The organism is Cribrihabitans marinus (assembly GCF_900109035.1).
In the GTDB taxonomy this organism is placed as follows: Bacteria; Pseudomonadota; Alphaproteobacteria; order Rhodobacterales; family Rhodobacteraceae; genus Cribrihabitans; species Cribrihabitans marinus.
The window spans coordinates 35,819-52,639 of the sequence record NZ_FNYD01000010.1; the positions used below are offsets into that span (position 1 = coordinate 35,819).

General features: G+C 66.3%; 13 protein-coding genes. 5 read left to right on the forward strand and 8 right to left on the reverse strand.

The genetic code is table 11. From position 1 onward, the window contains the following. Nucleotides 1-106: 106 nt before the first annotated feature. From BMX57_RS16020 to xdhA, 8 genes are all read right to left on the reverse strand, one after another. Nucleotides 107-2,146, reverse strand: coding sequence for an ABC transporter substrate-binding protein (locus tag BMX57_RS16020; RefSeq protein WP_092369436.1), 2,040 nt, complete (start codon nucleotides 2,144-2,146; stop codon nucleotides 107-109). 191 nt (nucleotides 2,147-2,337) lie between these two features. Beyond that, nucleotides 2,338-3,834, reverse strand: a complete 1,497-nt coding sequence (locus BMX57_RS16025; protein ID WP_092369743.1) for a sulfatase-like hydrolase/transferase — start codon at nucleotides 3,832-3,834, stop codon at nucleotides 2,338-2,340. 111 nt (nucleotides 3,835-3,945) lie between these two features. Continuing rightward, nucleotides 3,946-4,368, reverse strand: coding sequence for a GlcG/HbpS family heme-binding protein (locus BMX57_RS16030; RefSeq protein ID WP_092369439.1), 423 nt, complete (start codon nucleotides 4,366-4,368; stop codon nucleotides 3,946-3,948). Continuing rightward, nucleotides 4,365-5,666 (reverse strand): guanine deaminase, encoded by a 1,302-nt coding sequence (gene guaD / locus BMX57_RS16035; protein WP_092369442.1) that lies wholly within the window; start codon nucleotides 5,664-5,666, stop codon nucleotides 4,365-4,367. Before guaD ends, BMX57_RS16030 begins: the two co-directional genes overlap by 4 nt. Nucleotides 5,667-5,729: 63 nt before the next feature. Continuing rightward, nucleotides 5,730-7,331, reverse strand: coding sequence for a xanthine/uracil/vitamin C permease (locus BMX57_RS16040; protein ID WP_092369445.1), 1,602 nt, complete (start codon nucleotides 7,329-7,331; stop codon nucleotides 5,730-5,732). Between the two features lie 75 nt (nucleotides 7,332-7,406). After that, nucleotides 7,407-8,222, reverse strand: coding sequence for a xanthine dehydrogenase accessory protein XdhC (xdhC, locus tag BMX57_RS16045; protein ID WP_092369447.1), 816 nt, complete (start codon nucleotides 8,220-8,222; stop codon nucleotides 7,407-7,409). 5 nt (nucleotides 8,223-8,227) lie between these two features. Beyond that, a complete protein-coding gene (gene xdhB, locus BMX57_RS16050; protein WP_092369746.1) occupies nucleotides 8,228-10,549 on the reverse strand; it encodes a xanthine dehydrogenase molybdopterin binding subunit in 2,322 nt (773 codons plus the stop codon). 89 nt (nucleotides 10,550-10,638) lie between these two features. Continuing rightward, nucleotides 10,639-12,093 (reverse strand): xanthine dehydrogenase small subunit, encoded by a 1,455-nt coding sequence (gene xdhA / locus BMX57_RS16055; RefSeq protein WP_092369450.1) that lies wholly within the window; start codon nucleotides 12,091-12,093, stop codon nucleotides 10,639-10,641. 128 nt (nucleotides 12,094-12,221) lie between these two features. Between xdhA and BMX57_RS16060 the strand changes: the two genes are divergently transcribed. From BMX57_RS16060 to ureC, 5 genes are all read left to right on the forward strand, one after another. Further along, nucleotides 12,222-13,127, forward strand: coding sequence for a LysR family transcriptional regulator (locus BMX57_RS16060; RefSeq protein WP_092369453.1), 906 nt, complete (start codon nucleotides 12,222-12,224; stop codon nucleotides 13,125-13,127). A gap of 502 nt (nucleotides 13,128-13,629) precedes the next feature. Next, nucleotides 13,630-14,397 (forward strand): urease accessory protein UreD, encoded by a 768-nt coding sequence (locus BMX57_RS16065; RefSeq protein WP_229724268.1) that lies wholly within the window; start codon nucleotides 13,630-13,632, stop codon nucleotides 14,395-14,397. A 3-nt stretch (nucleotides 14,398-14,400) separates the two neighbouring features. Next, nucleotides 14,401-14,703 carry an urease subunit gamma gene (locus tag BMX57_RS16070; protein WP_092369459.1) on the forward strand — a complete coding sequence of 101 codons (303 nt, stop codon included), beginning with the start codon at nucleotides 14,401-14,403 and terminating at the stop codon, nucleotides 14,701-14,703. Nucleotides 14,704-14,798: 95 nt separating this feature from the next. Beyond that, entirely contained in the window at nucleotides 14,799-15,104 is a 306-nt protein-coding gene (locus tag BMX57_RS16075) for an urease subunit beta (RefSeq protein ID WP_092369462.1), read from the forward strand. Then, complete coding sequence (gene ureC, locus BMX57_RS16080; protein ID WP_092369465.1) at nucleotides 15,104-16,816, forward strand: urease subunit alpha; 1,713 nt, start codon at nucleotides 15,104-15,106, stop codon at nucleotides 16,814-16,816. The genes BMX57_RS16075 and ureC overlap by 1 nt, the downstream gene beginning before the upstream one ends. Nucleotides 16,817-16,821: the final 5 nt, after the last annotated feature.

Here is a 16,821-nt window from a genome sequence, read left to right on the forward strand (position 1 = left end):
CCAAGCCCCGGTATGTCCGGGTGTTTCCGTTGCGGATCCTACCTGTTTGTCCGGGGGCGGACGGATGCCCGCCCCCGCTTTTGTCGATTACAGAGACACCCGGGGCCTATTCGTCCAGCCACCACTGCGTGGCGCGGTAGGGATAGGTCCGGTAGTACTCGTAGGAATGCGTCTTGGTCTCGGTGAAGTTCTTGAGCGCATTGCGATGGATCATCGGGGCAGGTGCATTGACCGTGCCGATGAACAGCAGTTGCTGGGTCATCGTCTCGGCCATGCGTGCGCCAACCTCGTTGAATGTCTCCGACCCCTGGGCCGCCGATTGCAGCGTGTTGATGTCGTCCATCATCTGCTGGGCCCATTCCGGCGGCTCCACACCGGCCGAGCCGCCCGAGTCGACCCATTCGGCCCAGAGCATCGCGTTGCGGTTGCCGAAATAGTTTTCATATGGCGGCACCCACAGCTCGTTGTTGCCCAGGACGATGGCCAGCGGCTGGCCCTTGCGCCACATGGACAGGTCGAGCTTGTTCGAGGATTGCGCCGAGCGGTATTCGTCCGGGGTCACCTCCTTGACCACCGAGGCGATGCCGACATCTGCCCAGAACTGCGACACCAGCTCGACGGTCTGCCCGGCGATGCCCTGGGTCGAGAAGTTCATGTTCAGAACCAGCTTGTCGCCATTGGGCAGCTCGCGCATGCCGTCGCCATCGGTGTCCATCAGGCCCAGCGCGTCCAGCTTGGCCTTGGCCGCGTCGGGGTCGTACTCGGCCATGTAGCCATGCAGCGACGGATCGACGAAATCGGGCAGCGGCGAGAAGCCGACATAGGCCTGCGGCTTGCCCTGGCCGAAGAACGCGATCTCGTTCAGCTCGTCACGGTTGATGGCCTGGCTCATCGCTTCGCGGAAAGACAGGTCGGCAAAGACCTCGCGCTTGGCCGGATCCTCATGCGTGACGTTGAAGCCGAAGGCGCCGATGGTGATCTCCGGTTTCAGATGAACGGTATAGCCGCCCTTCTCCTGACCCTCCAGCAGGATCGGCGCCGAGGCGAGCTGCAGCGACTGCGCCTTGTAGTCGACCTCGCCGTTCACGATCTTGAGCAGCCGGACCTCGTTGTCGTTGATATAGACCTCGTCCTGTTCGGAGATGTAGGGCAGCTGCTGCCCGGTCGGATCCACCTGGAAGAAATAGGGATTCGCGACCAGGTGCCGTCCCTCGGTGGTGTCGGTCACGTAGATATGGCTTTCCAGCGTCGGATAGGTCGCCTTGGGCAGCCCGTCGATCAGCTCGGGGCGCGACAGCATCGGAGTGGGCGTGTCGGTCCAGTCCGAGTTGCCGTAATAGGCCTTGATCGCGTCATAACCGTTCTCGAAACCCAGGCTCTGGGCATAGCTGTCGGCATCGGCGTTGATGTCGGGGTGAAACTGCCCGAGGAAGTGCATGGGCTGGAAGCCCTGGCCGTAATGGGTGGCGAAATGCGCCAGAAGCCCCGGCTTGGGCGAGGGCAGATTGAAGATCACGGTAGTGTCGTCCGGGGCATCGACGGTCATCGTCTCGCCGCCCACGGTCACGTAATCCTTGGGCTTCTCGAAGATGTTGGTGTCCAGCATCAGGTTGTCGTGCCAGAACTTCACATCCGCCGAGGTGAAGGGCGCTCCGTCGGACCACTTGTGGCCCGCGCGCAGTTTCATCGTCAGCTGCGTGTAATCGTCGTTCCATTCCCAGGATTTGGCCACGTTGGGCACGATGGTCTGCAGGTCGTCGGAATAGCGCACGAGGTTGACGTGGCGCACCGACAGGAAATCCGATGTGCCGGCCTCGGTCGCGTTCGACAGCACGTCCAGCGTGCCGCCATATTTCCCGACGCTTTCATATGGGACCATGACCAGCGGCTCGGATGGCAGGCGGTCGGCCAGCGGGGGCAGGGCGCCGTTGCCCTTGATCTTGGCGTTCAGGTCGTCGATCTCGGGGTTGGCGGAGAATTCCATCTCGCAGCCTGCGGCGTCCTGGAACTCGCTCAGCTCATATTGCTGCGGAAACGCGCCCGGCGCGACCCCGCCCATGTCGGCCACGGTGATGGAGGGGCAATTGGCCAGCGCCCAGCCGGGCAGCAGGGCCAGCGCCGCGCCTGAAAGTAGAATCCGTTTCATGTTGTCTCCCGTAGTTGGTTCAAATGCAGCGGGTTTGCCCCGCCTTGGTTGTCGGCCTGATCGTGTCAGGCCGGGATCTGAAAAGCGTGGTCTCCTTCAATGCGTGCCGGGTGGCGTGACGGCGGCCGCGGCCGTTTCCTGACCGGCATCGGTAACGTAGTCATGACATGGCGGCAGGATTTCGTTTTCAATTATTCATTCCCCGTCCGGACCCCGCCATCGCCGACCATGGTGCGGGCGAAGGTTCCCTCGGGGTTCCTCATGCGATGGCAAAGCATCTTTCGCGTCAAATCAAGGAAAATCGACTCCGCCCCGGACTCCCCGGACAGGTCGCGCCCTTCGCCGTCGCCGGTCATGTCGAACAGGATCGGCGGCAATTCGGCCGCAAACTGCACCAACCGGTGCTGCCGGGTCCGCAGCACGGCGAAATTCGCCTCGTTCGAGGCAAGGCCCAGGTGGCGCATCCAGGCGGTGGGCGACACAGGGTTTCCGAAATCGTATTCAGAAACCGCGCAGGCCCGCCCCGGCGTGTCGGTGTCGGCGAGATGTGGCAGAAGGCTCTGGCCGTTCATCGCGTGCGGGACGTCGATACCGAGCCGGTCCAGCAGGGTCACCGGCACGTCGATGGATTCCGTCATGCCCGCGACCGCCTGTCCGTGCATCTCCGGCCGGACGGGATCGCGAATGATAAGCGGCACGTGAAAGGCGGCATCGTGAAACGTGCCCTTGCCCCAGAGCCCGAAATCCCCCAGCATCTCGCCGTGATCGGCGGTGACGACAAGGATCGTGTCGTCCCATTGGCCGCTGGATTTCAGCCAGTCCATCACTCGCCCGATATGGTGATCCACCTCGCTTGCCAGCCCCAGGTAGAGTGCCCGCAGGGCGGCCGTCGTGGCCTCGGACCGCTCCAGGTCGGGAAAACCCACGACCATCGAACTGGGCGCCTGCTTGTCGCGGGCGGGCGCGAGGAAGGGATGCTCCAGCGCGCCCGTGGCGGGCGGGGGCATCCGCGCGGGATCGTACATCCGGTTGTAGGGATCGGGTGCGACCAGCGGCGGGTGCGGCCGGATATAGGTCAGCAGTCCGAACCAGCCCGGTTCGGCGGTCCCCATCCGCTCCAGGAAGCAGTCGGTGAGAAAGGCGGTGTCGCTGTGCTCGGCTGGGTATTGTGCGGGATCGTCGATGCGGTCGCCGGCGGGGCGGTAGGTGTCGGGATAGTCGGGCAGCGTGATGCCCTGCGCCTGCAGATGCGCGCGCCAGGCCGCGTCGCCGGATTCCATGCGCATCCGCACCGCCTCGTCGAACCCGTGCATCAGCTCTTCATAACTGGCCAGGCGCGGGTCGTCGGGTTCCAGCACGCGCGGATCCTGCGCGGTGTCGGTATAGCCGAAGAGTTGCGGCGCGTATCCCGCCGTCCGCGTTGCGGTGGCGAGGTTCGGCGTGTCGTGGCGCAAGGGCGTTCCGTTCCGGACCGCCCTGTGGTTCATCGCGTATTGGCCGGTGAGCAGCGACACCCGGCTGGGCCCGCAGGGTGCGACGACCGAGAAGTGGTTGTCGAAGCTGACCGCCTCGCGCATCAACGCCCGCAGGTTCGGCAGCTGCGCCACAGCGCCCAACGGGCCGTCGCGCAGCAGGTCGGCGCGGAACTGGTCGATCACGATCAGCAGGACATTCGGTCGTGTCGGCAATCGGGCCTCCCCTCCGGCCCGAAAATCATGCCACCCCGGCACCATATGTAAAATCGTTGTTCTCTATTGTTCGATAGGGTCTACCTATTCGAATATCGCTGTTCCGGCGTGTCAGCCGCCCGCGCCGAACGTGTCGATCCCGGCCTGCGCCACCGCGCGGTCCTGGTCCGGCGTGCCGGAACTGACGCCGATCCCGCCCACGACCTCGCCGTCGACGATCACCGGCAGCCCGCCGCCGACCACCATCAGCCGGCCGCCCAGCGCCGAGGCGATGCCATAGGCCGGTGCGCCCGGCTGGCTGGCGGTGCCGTATTCATGCGTGGCCTTGCGGGCGGCGGCGGCGGTAAAGGCCTTGTCGATGGCGATGGTCGCCGAGGTGACCTTGCCGCCATCCATCCTGCGAAAGGCGATGAGCTGGCCGGACTCGTCGGTGATGGCGATGCACATGGGCACGCCGATCCGCGTGGCATGGGCCTCGGCCCCGGCGATGAGGGTCTCGGCATCGGCGGCGTCGAGTCTTGTGACGGTCATCATCTGGCGTGTCCTTTCTGGGGTGTCCCGGCGACATAGGTCTGCGCAATGGCGCGGTCGTCGCCCATGATCTGCAGGGCAAAGAGTTCTTCGGCGAGGGTTTCGGCGCGGTCCATGCGCAGGGCCATGGCCGGCGTCGCCCGCGCATCCAGCACGGCGATGTCGGCCTCGGTCCCGGCGTCCAGCGTGCCGATCCGGTCGGCAAGGCCCAGCACCTCGGCATTGCCACGGGTGATCCAGTGAAAGGCGCGCAGCGGGTGCAGTTTCTGGTCCTGCAGCTGCAGCACCTTGTAGCCCTCGTTCAGCGTCTGCAGCATCGAGTAGCTGGTGCCGGCGCCGATATCGGTGGCGATCCCGTTCGAGATGCCGCGCGCGCGCAGGCCGGCGTCGTCGAACAGGCCGCTGCCGAGAAACAGGTTCGAGGTGGGGCAGAAGACCGGGTGCGCGCCGGTGTCCGACAGGGCGGCGATCTCGCGCTCCCTGAGGTGGATGGCATGTCCCAGCAGGGTGCGCGGCCCCAGGAGGCCGAACCGTTCGTAGACGTCGAGATAGTCGCGCGCCTGCGGATAGAGCTCGGCGGTATAGGCGATCTCGGCATGGTTCTCGGACAGGTGGGTCTGTACGTAGCAGTCGGGATGCTCGGCGACCAGTGCGCCCGCCATCTCCAACTGCTCGGGCGTCGAGGTGATGGCGAAGCGCGGGGTGATCGCATAGGAGGCGCGGCCCTTGCCGTGCCAGGCCGCGATCAATGCCTTGCTGTCGTCATAGGCCGACTGCGGCGTGTCCAGAACCGTCTCGGGCGCGTTGCGGTCCATCATCGTCTTGCCGCCGATCATGCGCATGTTGCGCGCGGCGGCCTCGGCAAAGAACGCCTCGGCCGAGGCCTTGTGCACCGAGCAGAAGGCAACCGCCGTGGTGGTGCCGTGATCGGTCAGCAGCGAGCAGAACCGGCCAGCCATTGCGCGGGCATGCTGGGCGTCGGCATATCCCCCCTCGGCCGGAAAGGTATAGCCGTTGAGCCAGTCGAGCAGCTGACTGCCCCAGCTGGCGACGATCTGGACCTGCGGAAAATGGATGTGCGTGTCGATGAACCCGGCCATCATCAGGTGCGGGCGGTGATCGGTGATGGCTGCGCCGGGGGCGGTGCGGGCCACTTCGTCAAAGGGTCCGCAGGCCGCGATCATGCCGTCGCGGAGCAGCAGGCCGCCATCTTCAAGATAGGTCTGCGCCCCCGGATCCGTCCCGTCGCCGGGATCGCGGTGGAACGTCAGGATGCGCCCGCGCAGCAGCGTGTCGGTCATTGCATGCCTCGTTGGTCGAAGGTTGGGGACGGGGCGGCCCGCATGGCCGCCCCGCCGCGTGTGTCAGGCCTGCCGCGCCGGCGTGTCGTCGTCGATGAAATCGGGCTCGTCCGGCACGATGATCCGGTGTTCCAGATCCTCCTTGGGCGCCAGCATCGGGTAGATGTAGAGGAACCCGCCGATGATCAGATAACCGATGGTGATCCCGTCGAACTGCGGCGCCTGCAACGTGTAGGCATGGATCACGCCGACCGAGGACATGGCGGCTGCGGCAATCGCAAACCCGGCGGCGGTGCGGAACCGTCCGTCGATCACGTCGGCCACGATGGCGCCCCAGACCAGACCGGTCAGGATTGCGCCCTGCGACAGCGCCAGGTGACCTTCGTAATGCGCGCCCTCCCTCAGCAGCGCGGCGGTCAGCTCGGCATCGCCCAGCCCCGGCAGACCTTCGGTGCCGACGCTGCGCAGCGCGTTCATCAGCGAGCCCCACTTGGTCACCAGGAAGGCCGAGATATGCGGCAGGATGGCGAAGGCCACGGCAGCCATGTGCATTGGCTTCACGGCAAAGGCGGTGTTGGTGATCAGGCTGACCGAGACGAAGACCAGCACCGGGGCGGCGGCCGCGATGGGGATCAGCCCGGCGAGGAAGGACAGGAAGCCCAGAAAGGCCGCCGCGCCGATCACCAGGGCCACGCCGACGATATACCCGGCATGCGCGTCCAGGCGCTTGTATGCCGGGTGGCCGATATAGACCGTGGTGGGAAAGGGCGAGCCGAACAGCGCGCCGATCATGGTGCCCGCGCCGTCTGTCACCTGGCAGGCCGCGACCGGGTAGTGGTCGCCCGCCGCCTCGGCGGATTCCACGTTGTTCATCGTCTCGATGAAGTTGTAGATCTGAACCGGGATCAGCACCAGGAACAGCTCGGGATTGGCAAAGAGATACTGGATCCCCGCCAGCATGTCGCCCAGATAGGGGATCGGCGGGTAGAACCCGATGCCTTCGGTCTGGAACGAGGATTTGCCCAGGAAGATCGCGATCACCGTGCCGACCGCGATGGCGACCAGGCCGGCGGGCACGTTGCCCGGCAGGCGGAACCGCCCGATCAGGCCCCACAGGATGAACAGCAGCGAGGTGAAGCCGATGATCGGGTGCTCGAAGATCTCGGCCAGCGGCACAGACCCGATGAACACCAGCGCGATGCCGCAGAGCGTGCCCAGCATGCCGGCGCGCGGGGTGATCCGCTTGAGGAACGGACCCACAAGCGCGCCCAGCCCCGCGACCACGCCGCCCATGAAGCCCGCGCCGATGCCCACCTGCCAGGCCAGCAGCGGGTCGTCGGTGGCCCAGTAGATCGGGCCGATGACACCGAAGAGATAGACGAACATCACCGGCGTCGAGATGCCGTAGGGCAGGGCGGTGACGTCCCGGCCATGCCTTTGCGCGGCGCGCTTGGCCATCAGGGTATAGACCGCAACGCCGGCGATGATCGCGATGGCCGCACCGGGCACGATGCGGCCGAACACGATCTCGGCGGGCATCTGGAAGACGAACTGGCAGATCCCCGACAGGATCAGCAGGTTCACCAGGTTGTCGGTGAAGAGCGCCCAGAAGGCACTGAAATCGCTCCGTGAAAAGAGTTTGTAGTCGTAGGTGGCATCTGACATTTGCGAGCTCCTCCCTCGTTGTCCGGCGCCGATTGGCGACCGGATCATGTCCGTTCTCGTCTGGTTGGTGTGCCCCTAGCGGGCGTCTTCCCTTGCCTGGTCCGCGGTGGCGGTCAGGGTTGCCATGACCTCGGCCACGACGAAGGCCGCGATGATCTCGGGCCGCTTGTCCGGACCGCCGCCGGCGCCGATCGGACAGGTCAGTCCGGTGGCATCGGCGGGTGGTGTCTGCTCTGCGCAAAAGCGTTCGAATTTCACGCGCTTGGTGGTCGACCCGATCAGCCCGACATAGGCCGCGTCCCGCCGCGCCAGCGCCTCGGCGGTCAGCAGGAAGTCCAGCGCGTGATCATGGGTCAGCACGATGAAGGCGCTGCCCGGCGGGGCGTTGCGGATGTCGGCCTCGGCCATGACCGACAGGCGTTTCTCGACATCGGCGTCACACAGTTCCAGCTCGGGCGCGCGCCCGTCGACCAGCACGCTGCGCACCGGAAGGTGCTGGAACAGCTGCGCCAGCGCACGTCCGACATGGCCCGCCCCCAGAATGTAGACATGCGGCAGAGCGGCCAGGCGGTGGGTCTCGGCCGCAAGCGCCTGCGCGCGGTCGGCTTCGGCCATCTGCCGCAGCGACAGCTCCACCCGGCCGCCGCAGCACTGGCCGATCTCGGGGCCCAGCGGCACGTCCATCTCGGCCGCTTCGGCCCCGCTGCGCAGCATTGCCCGCGCCTTGTCGATCGCCATGTATTCCAGCTGTCCGCCGCCGATGGTGCCGAACAGCGCATCCGCCGCCACAAACATCGTCGCCCCTGCCTCGCGCGGGGACGAGCCGCGCACACGGACCAGGCGGGTTTCGATGACCGACCGGTGGGTTTCGAGGAACGTGGCCAGCGACATCGCGATCAGCCCTTCAGTCTTTCGATGGCCATCAGCACGCGCTCGGGCGTGGCCGGGGCGTCGAGCCGGGGGCAGACGGAATAGTCGGCCACGCTGGCGACTGCATGCGACAGCGCCTCGAAAACCGAGATGCCCAGCATGAAGGGCGGCTCGCCCACGGCCTTGGACCGCTTGATGGTCTGCTCCCGGTTCTCGGACCAGTCGGCCAGCGCTACGTTGAAGACGCGCGGGCGGTCCGAGGCCAGCGGGATCTTGTAGGTCGAGGGCGCATGCGTGCGCAGCTGGCCCTTGTCGTCCCACCACAGCTCCTCGGTGGTCAGCCAGCCCATACCCTGGATGAAGGCGCCCTCGACCTGGCCCTTGTCGATGACCGGGTTCAGCGACCGTCCCACGTCGTGCAGGATGTCGGTGCGCTCGACCCGGTACTCGCCGGTCAGCGTGTCCACCGAAACCTCGGAACAGGCGGCGCCGTAGGCGAAGTAGTAGAACGGCCGGCCCTTGCCGGTGGCCCGGTCCCAGTGGATCTTGGGCGTCTTGTAGAACCCCGCCGCCGACAGCTGCACCCGCGCCATATAGGCTTCGCGGATGAAGTCGGCGAAGGGAACGGTCTCGTCGCCGATCTGCACGGCATTGGCGACGAAACGCACCTTCGCGGCCTCGGTCTGCCAGCGTTCGGCGGCAAAAGCGGTCAGCCGGTCCTTGATCTGGATGGCCGCGTCCCGGGCCGCCATGCCGTTCAGGTCCGAGCCTGAAGAGGCGGCCGTGGCCGAGGTGTTGGGCACCTTCTCGGTGGTGGTCTTGGTGATCTTGATCTTGTCGATATCGACCTGCAACTCGTCCGCGACGACCTGGGCCACCTTGGTATTGAGGCCCTGGCCCATCTCGGTGCCGCCGTGATTGAGGTGGATCGAACCGTCGGAATAGATGTGCAGCAGCGCGCCCGCCTGGTTGTACCAGGTCGCGGTGAACGAGATGCCGAACTTGACCGGCGTCAGCGCGATGCCCTTGCGCACGATCCCTCCCTTGGCGTTCCAGTCCAGCACCGCCTGGCGCCGGGCCTGGTAATCGGCGCTCTGCTCCAGCTCCGAGACGATCCGGGGGGCGATGTTGTCCTCGACCGTCTGGTGATAGGGCGTCACGTCGCGCCCGTCCTCGCCGTAGAAGTTGCGCTTGCGGATCTCCAGGCTGTCGACTCCGCGATGATAGGCGATCTCTTCCATGATGCGTTCCGCCGCGATCACGCCCTGAGGCCCGCCGAAGCCGCGAAAGGCGGTGTTCGAGACGGTGTTGGTCTTCATCGGGTGCGAGTTCAGCAGGACGTCGGGATAGTAATAGGCGTTGTCGGCGTGAAACAGCGCGCGGTCGGTGACCGGGCCGGACAGGTCGGCCGAGAATCCGCAGCGCGCGGCGAACTCGCCGGTCACGGCCTGGATCCGGCCGGTGTCGTCGAAGCCGACCTCGTAGTCGATCACGAAATCATGCCGCTTGCCGGTCGCGCTCATGTCGTCGTCGCGGTCGGGGCGGATCTTGACAGCACGGTTCCACTTCTTGGCGGCCACGGCGGCCACCGCGCAGAACAGGTTCATCTGGGTTTCCTTGCCACCGAAACCGCCGCCCATGCGGCGCACATTCACGGTGACGGCGTTCGAGGGCACACCCAGGACATGCGCCACCATGTGCTGCGCCTCGGACGGGTGCTGCGTCGAGGAATGCACGATCACGTCCTCGTCCTCGCCCGGAATGGCAAAGGCGATATGGCCTTCGAGATAGAGGTGGTCCTGCCCGCCCACGCGCATGCGGCCCTTGATCCGGTGCGCGGCGTTCTCCATCGCCGAGACCGCCTCGCCACGCTTCAGGGTGAGGGGCGGCGTGACATAGGGCATGTCGGCTTCGCGCGCGGCGTCCGGTTCCAGCACATGCGGCAGATCCTCGTAGCTCACCGAGGCGCGCTTGGCCGCGCGGCGCGCGGCATCCCGGGTTTCGGCAATCACCGCAAAGATCGGCTGGCCCCAGAACTCCACCTTGCCATCCGCAAGGACCGGCTCGTCGTTCAGGCCGGTGGGGCTGACGTCGTTGACCCCGGGAATGTCCTTGGCGGTCAGAACGCCCACAACGCCCGGTGCGCTGCGCACCGCCTCCAGGTCCAGGTCGCGGATCCGCGCGTGCGCACGGGTCGACAGGCCCAGATAGGCATGCAGGGTGCCCGCCGGCTCGGCGATGTCGTCGCAGTATTCGGCCCGCCCGGTCACGTGCTTGATGGCGCTGTCATGGTGCAGGTCGGTATGGACCGCGCCCTTGATCCCGCTGCGGTCCTGGTCGGCCCGCATCAGCCGGTCGGTGACCGGCGGGTCGCTGCGCAGCTCGGTGTCCACGGGGGCGGTGACTGTCTTGTCGGTGCTCATGTCCAGATCCTCCCTCAGGCGCTCAACCGCGCGGCGTCACTGTCCTGGCTCTCCAGCCAGAAGCGGCGGAACAGGTTTTTCGACACCTGCATCCGGTACTCGGACGAGGCGCGCCAGTCGGTCAGCGGGGTGAAATCGTCCTCCAGCCGGTCGGCCGCCGCGATCAGCGCCGCCTCGCTCCAGGCTGCACCGACCAGCGCGGCTTCGGCATTCGCCGCGCGTTTCGGGGTGGCGGCCATGCCGCCGAAGGCGATGCGGGCCTCGGTGATGCGCCCATCCGTGACGTTGACGTTGAAGGCCGCACAGACGGACGAGATATCTTCGTCGCGCCGCTTCGAGATCTTGTAGGCCGCGTGAATGGCGCCTGCGGTGGGGCGCGGCACGCTGATCGCCTCCAGGAACTCGCCCTCGGCCAGGTCCTGCTTGCCGTAGTCGATGAAGAAATCCTCGATCGGCAGGCGGCGCCGCTCACTCCCGCGCCGCAGGGTGATGGTGGCCCCCAGCGCGATCAGCACCGGCGGCGTGTCGCCAATGGGCGATCCGTTTGCGACATTGCCGCCGATCGTGCCCATGTTGCGGATCTGCCAGCCGGCGATGCGATCCCAGAACGCGCCCAGCTGCGGGTAGTCGGCGGTCAGCGCGCCGCGGCTGTCGGTATAGTTGACGCCGGCGCCGATCTCGATACTTTCCGCGCCCACGGTCAGGTTGCGCAGCCCGTCGAGATGGCTGAGCAGAACCACGGGCGAGATGTCGCGCAGGAATTTGGTCACCCAGAGCCCGACATCGGTGGCGCCCGCGACCATTGTGGCCTTGGGGTTCTCGACCAGCACCTCCGCCAGATCATCGACCGATGCGGGCAGGATGCACCGGCTGTCTCCTCGGCTGATGACAACGCGCCTGCCGTCGCGCAGCGCCTCGAGCTTGCGCAGGACGCTGTCCCGCTCGCGGGTGAGCGCATCCTCGGCCGGGGTTCCAAGCGCGGTGGCGGCCTTGGCCGCGCGGATGATCGGCTCGTAGCCGGTGCAGCGGCACAGGTTGCCCTGCAACGCGGTCTCGATCTCGGTCTCGGACGGGTCGGGGTTTTCCATCCACAGCGCATAGAGCGACATCACGAAGCCCGGTGTGCAGAAGCCGCACTGGCTGCCGTGATGTTCGACCATGGCCTGCTGGACAGGGTGCAACCGCCCCTCGGGGCCCGAGAGGTATTCGACCGACACCACGTGGCAGCCATCCAGAGAGGCCAGGAACCGGATGCAGGCATTGACCGGCTCATAGCGCACCGCGCCATCCTGCAGCCGTCCGACCAGCACGGTGCAGGCGCCGCAATCGCCTTCGGCGCAGCCCTCCTTGGTCCCGGTCAGGCGCCGTTCCAGCCGCAGGAAATCCAGCAGCGTGTCGCTGGCGCCGACGCGGTCCAGCGTGACGGTCTGATCGTTCAACAGGAAGCGTATCTCGGTTCTGTGTGTCATCTGTCCTCCGGTGTCGGTGGGCGATATCGAAGCCGACCCTGACACTCTACTTCAAGTGATTGTCCAAAAATACAGCGCAAGACGGTAAGCTATTTCAACGAATCGTATAAAATCACAAGAGGTCACCCGTGCCCTATCTTGAAAGTCTGCGTGTCTTCGTCCGTGTCGTCGAGCTGGGCAGCATCACCGCGGGCGGACGTGACCTGCGGCTGACCCCCGCGGTGGCCAGCAACCGCATCAAGGAGCTTGAGCGGCGGCTGGACGTGCGCTTGTTCAACCGCACCACGCGCAAGCTGACCCCGACCGAGGTCGGCCATACCCTCTATGACCACGCGCGGCAGGTCGTGCAGTCGCTCGAGGACGCCGAGGCCGCGGTGTCGGGCTTCTCCGCCCAGCCGCGCGGCATCGTCCGGGTGACGGCCCCGCTGGGCGTGGGCAAGCGCATCGTGGCGCCGCTGGTGCCGGAATTCGTCGATCTCTATCCCGACGTTTCGGTGCGGCTGCGCCTGTCTGACCGCAAGGTGGACCTGGTGGAGGACGGGCTGGACGTGGCCTTCTTCGTCGGGCGCCCGCCGGATTCGAACCTGAAGCTGCGGAAGATCATGGATGCGCCGCGGGTCCTGTGCGCCGCGCCGGCCTATCTGGAGCGACGCGGCACTCCGCGCACGCCCGAGGACCTGCGCCACCACAATTGCCTGCTGCTGCGCTATCCCCGCTCGCCCGAATGGTTCTGGACCCTGAAAGGGCCAGACGGTCCGCTGAAACTGGAAGTGGCGGGCAGCTATGATTCAGACGATGGCGACGTGCTGACCGACTGGGCGCTGGCCGGGCGCGGCATCGTCAACAAGCCCCGCTTCGACATCGAGGAGCATCTGGCGAGCGGCGCGCTGGTCGAGTTGCTATCTGACACCCCGCCCGAGTCCTCGCTGCTGGGCTGCCTCTACCCGCACCGGCGGCTGCAGGACGCCAAGGTGCGCCTGTTCATCGACTACCTTCTCGAACGCTGCCGCGAGCGCCTGGCCTCCGTCGCCTGACCGGATCAAGTGAAGCGGGAGATATGGCACCTGCTTCAGCCGGGTCGAGCAACGGATATTCCTGGAAAACCCGCATGTTCTGAACTTCCGGAAGGGCGTGGTCATGGGCCGGGGGAATGTGGGGCGGAATATCCGGATCGAGGCCGAGTGACTGCCAGGCCATCGACATATTCCAACGGCCCGGACGGGTGCCGGCAAGCGGTCGCTTTCGGGTCTGCCGCCGGATCGATGTAACCGGAGACCCGTGGTGCGTCAGCCATCGGATGAGGCCGCAGGGCAGGACCGACATCAAACATCTGCACAAGTTCTGAGCGGTTCGGCGCGATTCAGCCCGGCAGTTGTGCAGACGCCCATGACCCCGCTCTTCTCCCGGGCCGCAAGGTGGAACGCCCGCTCTGCCCGTGCTGATCCTTTCGGGCCGGCATTCGAGGGCACAGCGCAGATGGTTCAAGCTCTTCTGACACCGCGAGAGGCATTTGCCGCCCCGAGGTCCATCGGTTCCATGACCCTGTCGGCCAAGTGTCACGCAGGGCGCAACGGGATCGACAGGTTTCGAACCTCGGGCGCCACCAAGGTGGTGTTCCCCCGCCGCGCAGATGCGGTCGAGGCGATCATGCTCAACACCTCGGGCGGCCTCACCGGTGGCGACCGGTTCCAGGCCGATGCAAGGGCCGGGCCGGACAGTCAGCTTGTCCTGACCACGCAAGCCGCCGAGCGCGCCTATCGCAGCCAGTCCGGAACCGCGCGGATCAGAACGCGACTGTCCGCGGCCGAAGGTGCGACTCTTCACTGGCTGCCGCAGGAGATGATCGTCTTCGACGGGGCCGCTCTTGATCGTCGGCTGGATCTCGATGTGGCGGGCGGGGCCGAGGCGGTTCTTGTCGAACCGGTCATCTTCGGACGTCGTGCCATGGGTGAGACGCGGGTCTCGGGTGTTTTCCGCGACCGGATCACGGTCACCCGCGGCGGCACGCCGCTATATTGCGACCGGATCGACCTGTCCGGCCTCATGAGCGCCCGTCTTTGCCGCCCGGCCATCGCCCGGGGTCTGACCGCCCTGGCCAGCGCCCTCTACATCGGACCTCGGGCCGAGGCGCTCTTGCGCCTGGTCCGAGAGATACTGCCACGGACCGGCGGCGCGAGCCTCGTCGCCCCCGATTTTCTGACAATCCGGCTGCTTGCCGAGGATTCCTATCTCTTGCGGCAAACCCTCGTGCCGGTTCTGGAATGCCTGACCCGGTCGGTCTTGCCGAAATTTTGGAGCCTCTGACCCATGCAGCTCAGCCCTCGTGAAAAGGACAAGCTCCTGGTGGCCCTGGCCGCCGAAATCGCCCGCAAGCGTCTTGCGCGCGGTGTGAAGCTCAACCACCCCGAGGCCATCGCGCTGATCACCGACACGGTGGTCGAGGGCGCCCGCGACGGCCGCTCGGTCGCCGACATGATGGAGGCGGGCGCCGAGGTCATTAGCCGCGAAGACTGCATGGCCGGGATCGCCGAGATGATCCACGAGGTGCAGGTCGAAGCCACCTTTCCCGACGGCACCAAGCTGGTCACCGTCCACAATCCGATCCGATAGGAGAGTCGAATGGACCCCACAAAGCCTGTCACGACTGCCAGGGACTGCCCCATTCCCGGTGCGCTCCTCCGGCGCCGGATGGTCCGGGTGTGCAAATGATTCCAGGCGAATTGCTGCCCGCACCGGGCGAGATCCTCCTGAACGAAGGGGCCGATGCGATCACCCTGATGGTCGCCAACACCGGCGACCGCCCTGTGCAGGTCGGCTCGCATTACCACTTCGGCGAGGCAAACGCGGCGCTCGAGTTCGACCGTGACGTGGCGCGCGGCATGCGGCTGGACATCGCGGCGGGCACCGCCGTGCGTTTCGAGCCGGGACAGAGACGCGAGGTGCAGCTGATCCCGATCGGCGGCGCGCGCAAGGTCTTCGGATTCAACCGGCACGTGATGGGAGAGCTTTGATGCCGACCCGGATCTCCCGGCATGACTACGCGGGTATGTATGGCCCGACCACGGGCGACAGGTTGCGCCTGGCCGACACCGACCTGATCATCGAGGTCGAACGCGATCTCACCGGACCTTACGGCGAAGAGGTCAAGTTCGGCGGCGGCAAGGTGATCCGCGACGGCATGGGGCAATCCCAGGTCACGCGCGCGGGCGGCGCCGTCGACACGGTGATCACCAATGCGCTGATCGTGGACGCCACAGGCATCTACAAGGCCGATGTCGGCCTGCGGGGCGGGCGCATCCACAGGATCGGCAAGGCGGGCAACCCCGATACGCAACCCGGCATCGACATTATCGTCGGACCCGGCACCGAGGTACTCGCCGGCGAGGGCAGGATCCTGACCGCCGGCGGTTTCGACAGCCACATCCACTTCATATGTCCGCAACAGATCGAGCATGCCCTGCATTCCGGCCTGACCACCATGCTCGGCGGCGGCACCGGTCCCGCCCATGGCACGCTGGCCACCACCTGCACGCCGGGGCCGTGGCACCTGGGCCGGATGCTGCAGGCGGCCGACGCCTTTCCGATGAACCTCGCCTTTGCGGGCAAGGGCAATGCCTCGCTGCCCGCCGCTCTCGAGGAACAGGTCAGGGCGGGCGCCTGCGCGTTGAAACTCCACGAAGACTGGGGCACGACGCCCGGCGCGATCGACTGCTGCCTGTCGGTCGCCGACACGATGGACGTCCAGGTCATGATCCACACCGACACGTTGAACGAAAGCGGTTTCGTCGAGAACACAATCGCCGCGATCGCGGGCCGCACCATCCACGCCTTCCATACCGAAGGCGCCGGCGGCGGGCATGCCCCGGACATCATCAAGATCTGCGGCGAGGCCCATGTGCTGCCGTCGTCCACCAACCCGACACGGCCCTTCACGGTCAACACCGTCGACGAACATCTCGACATGCTGATGGTCTGCCATCATCTCGACAAGTCGATCCCCGAGGACGTGGCATTCGCCGAGAGCCGCATCCGGCGCGAGACGATCGCCGCCGAGGACATTCTGCACGACATGGGCGCCTTCTCGATCATCGCGTCCGACAGCCAGGCCATGGGGCGCGTCGGCGAGGTGATCATCCGCACCTGGCAGACCGCCGACAAGATGAAGAAGCAGCGCGGCGCCCTGCCGGAGGAGGCCGGTGAAAACGACAATTTCCGGGTCCGGCGCTATATCGCGAAATACACGATCAACCCGGCCATCGCCCACGGCCTGTCAGCGCATATCGGTTCGATCGAGGAAGGCAAGCGCGCAGATCTGGTGCTCTGGAACCCTGCCTTCTTCGGCGTGAAGCCCGAGATGGTCCTGATCGGCGGCAGCATCGTCTGCGCGCAGATGGGCGACCCCAACGCGTCGATCCCGACGCCGCAGCCGGTCCATACCCGGCCCATGTTCGGGGCGTTCGGCCGGTCGGTCGAGGCCAATGCCGTGACCTTCGTCTCGGAGGCCGCGATGGCCGAGGGCCTGGGCGATGCCCTTGGGCTGGCCAAGACGTTGCTGGCCGTCGGGAACACCCGCGCCATCGGCAAAAGCGATCTCGTGCTGAACGACGCCACGCCGGAAATCGAGGTGCATCCCGAAACTTACGAGGTCAGGGCCGATGGCGAGCTGCTGACCTGTCAGCCGGCAACCGAGTTGCCGATGGCGCAGCGCTATTTCCTGTTTTGAGGCTC

Excerpts from the sequence above, each read along its gene's own strand:
- BMX57_RS16065 (WP_229724268.1), top strand. The coding sequence starts at position 13,630 with ATGACCCTGTCGGCCAAGTGTCACGCAGGGCGCAACGGGATCGACAGG.
- xdhB (WP_092369746.1), bottom strand. The coding sequence starts at position 10,549 with ATGCGGGCCGACCAGGACCGCAGCGGGATCAAGGGCGCGGTCCATACC.
- xdhC (WP_092369447.1), bottom strand. The coding sequence starts at position 8,222 with ATGTCGCTGGCCACGTTCCTCGAAACCCACCGGTCGGTCATCGAAACC.
- BMX57_RS16040 (WP_092369445.1), bottom strand. The coding sequence starts at position 7,331 with ATGTCAGATGCCACCTACGACTACAAACTCTTTTCACGGAGCGATTTC.
- BMX57_RS16075 (WP_092369462.1), top strand. The coding sequence starts at position 14,799 with ATGATTCCAGGCGAATTGCTGCCCGCACCGGGCGAGATCCTCCTGAAC.
- BMX57_RS16030 (WP_092369439.1), bottom strand. The coding sequence starts at position 4,368 with ATGATGACCGTCACAAGACTCGACGCCGCCGATGCCGAGACCCTCATC.
- guaD (WP_092369442.1), bottom strand. The coding sequence starts at position 5,666 with ATGACCGACACGCTGCTGCGCGGGCGCATCCTGACGTTCCACCGCGAT.
- xdhA (WP_092369450.1), bottom strand. The coding sequence starts at position 12,093 with ATGACACACAGAACCGAGATACGCTTCCTGTTGAACGATCAGACCGTC.
- BMX57_RS16020 (WP_092369436.1), bottom strand. The coding sequence starts at position 2,146 with ATGAAACGGATTCTACTTTCAGGCGCGGCGCTGGCCCTGCTGCCCGGC.
- ureC (WP_092369465.1), top strand. The coding sequence starts at position 15,104 with ATGCCGACCCGGATCTCCCGGCATGACTACGCGGGTATGTATGGCCCG.
- BMX57_RS16070 (WP_092369459.1), top strand. The coding sequence starts at position 14,401 with ATGCAGCTCAGCCCTCGTGAAAAGGACAAGCTCCTGGTGGCCCTGGCC.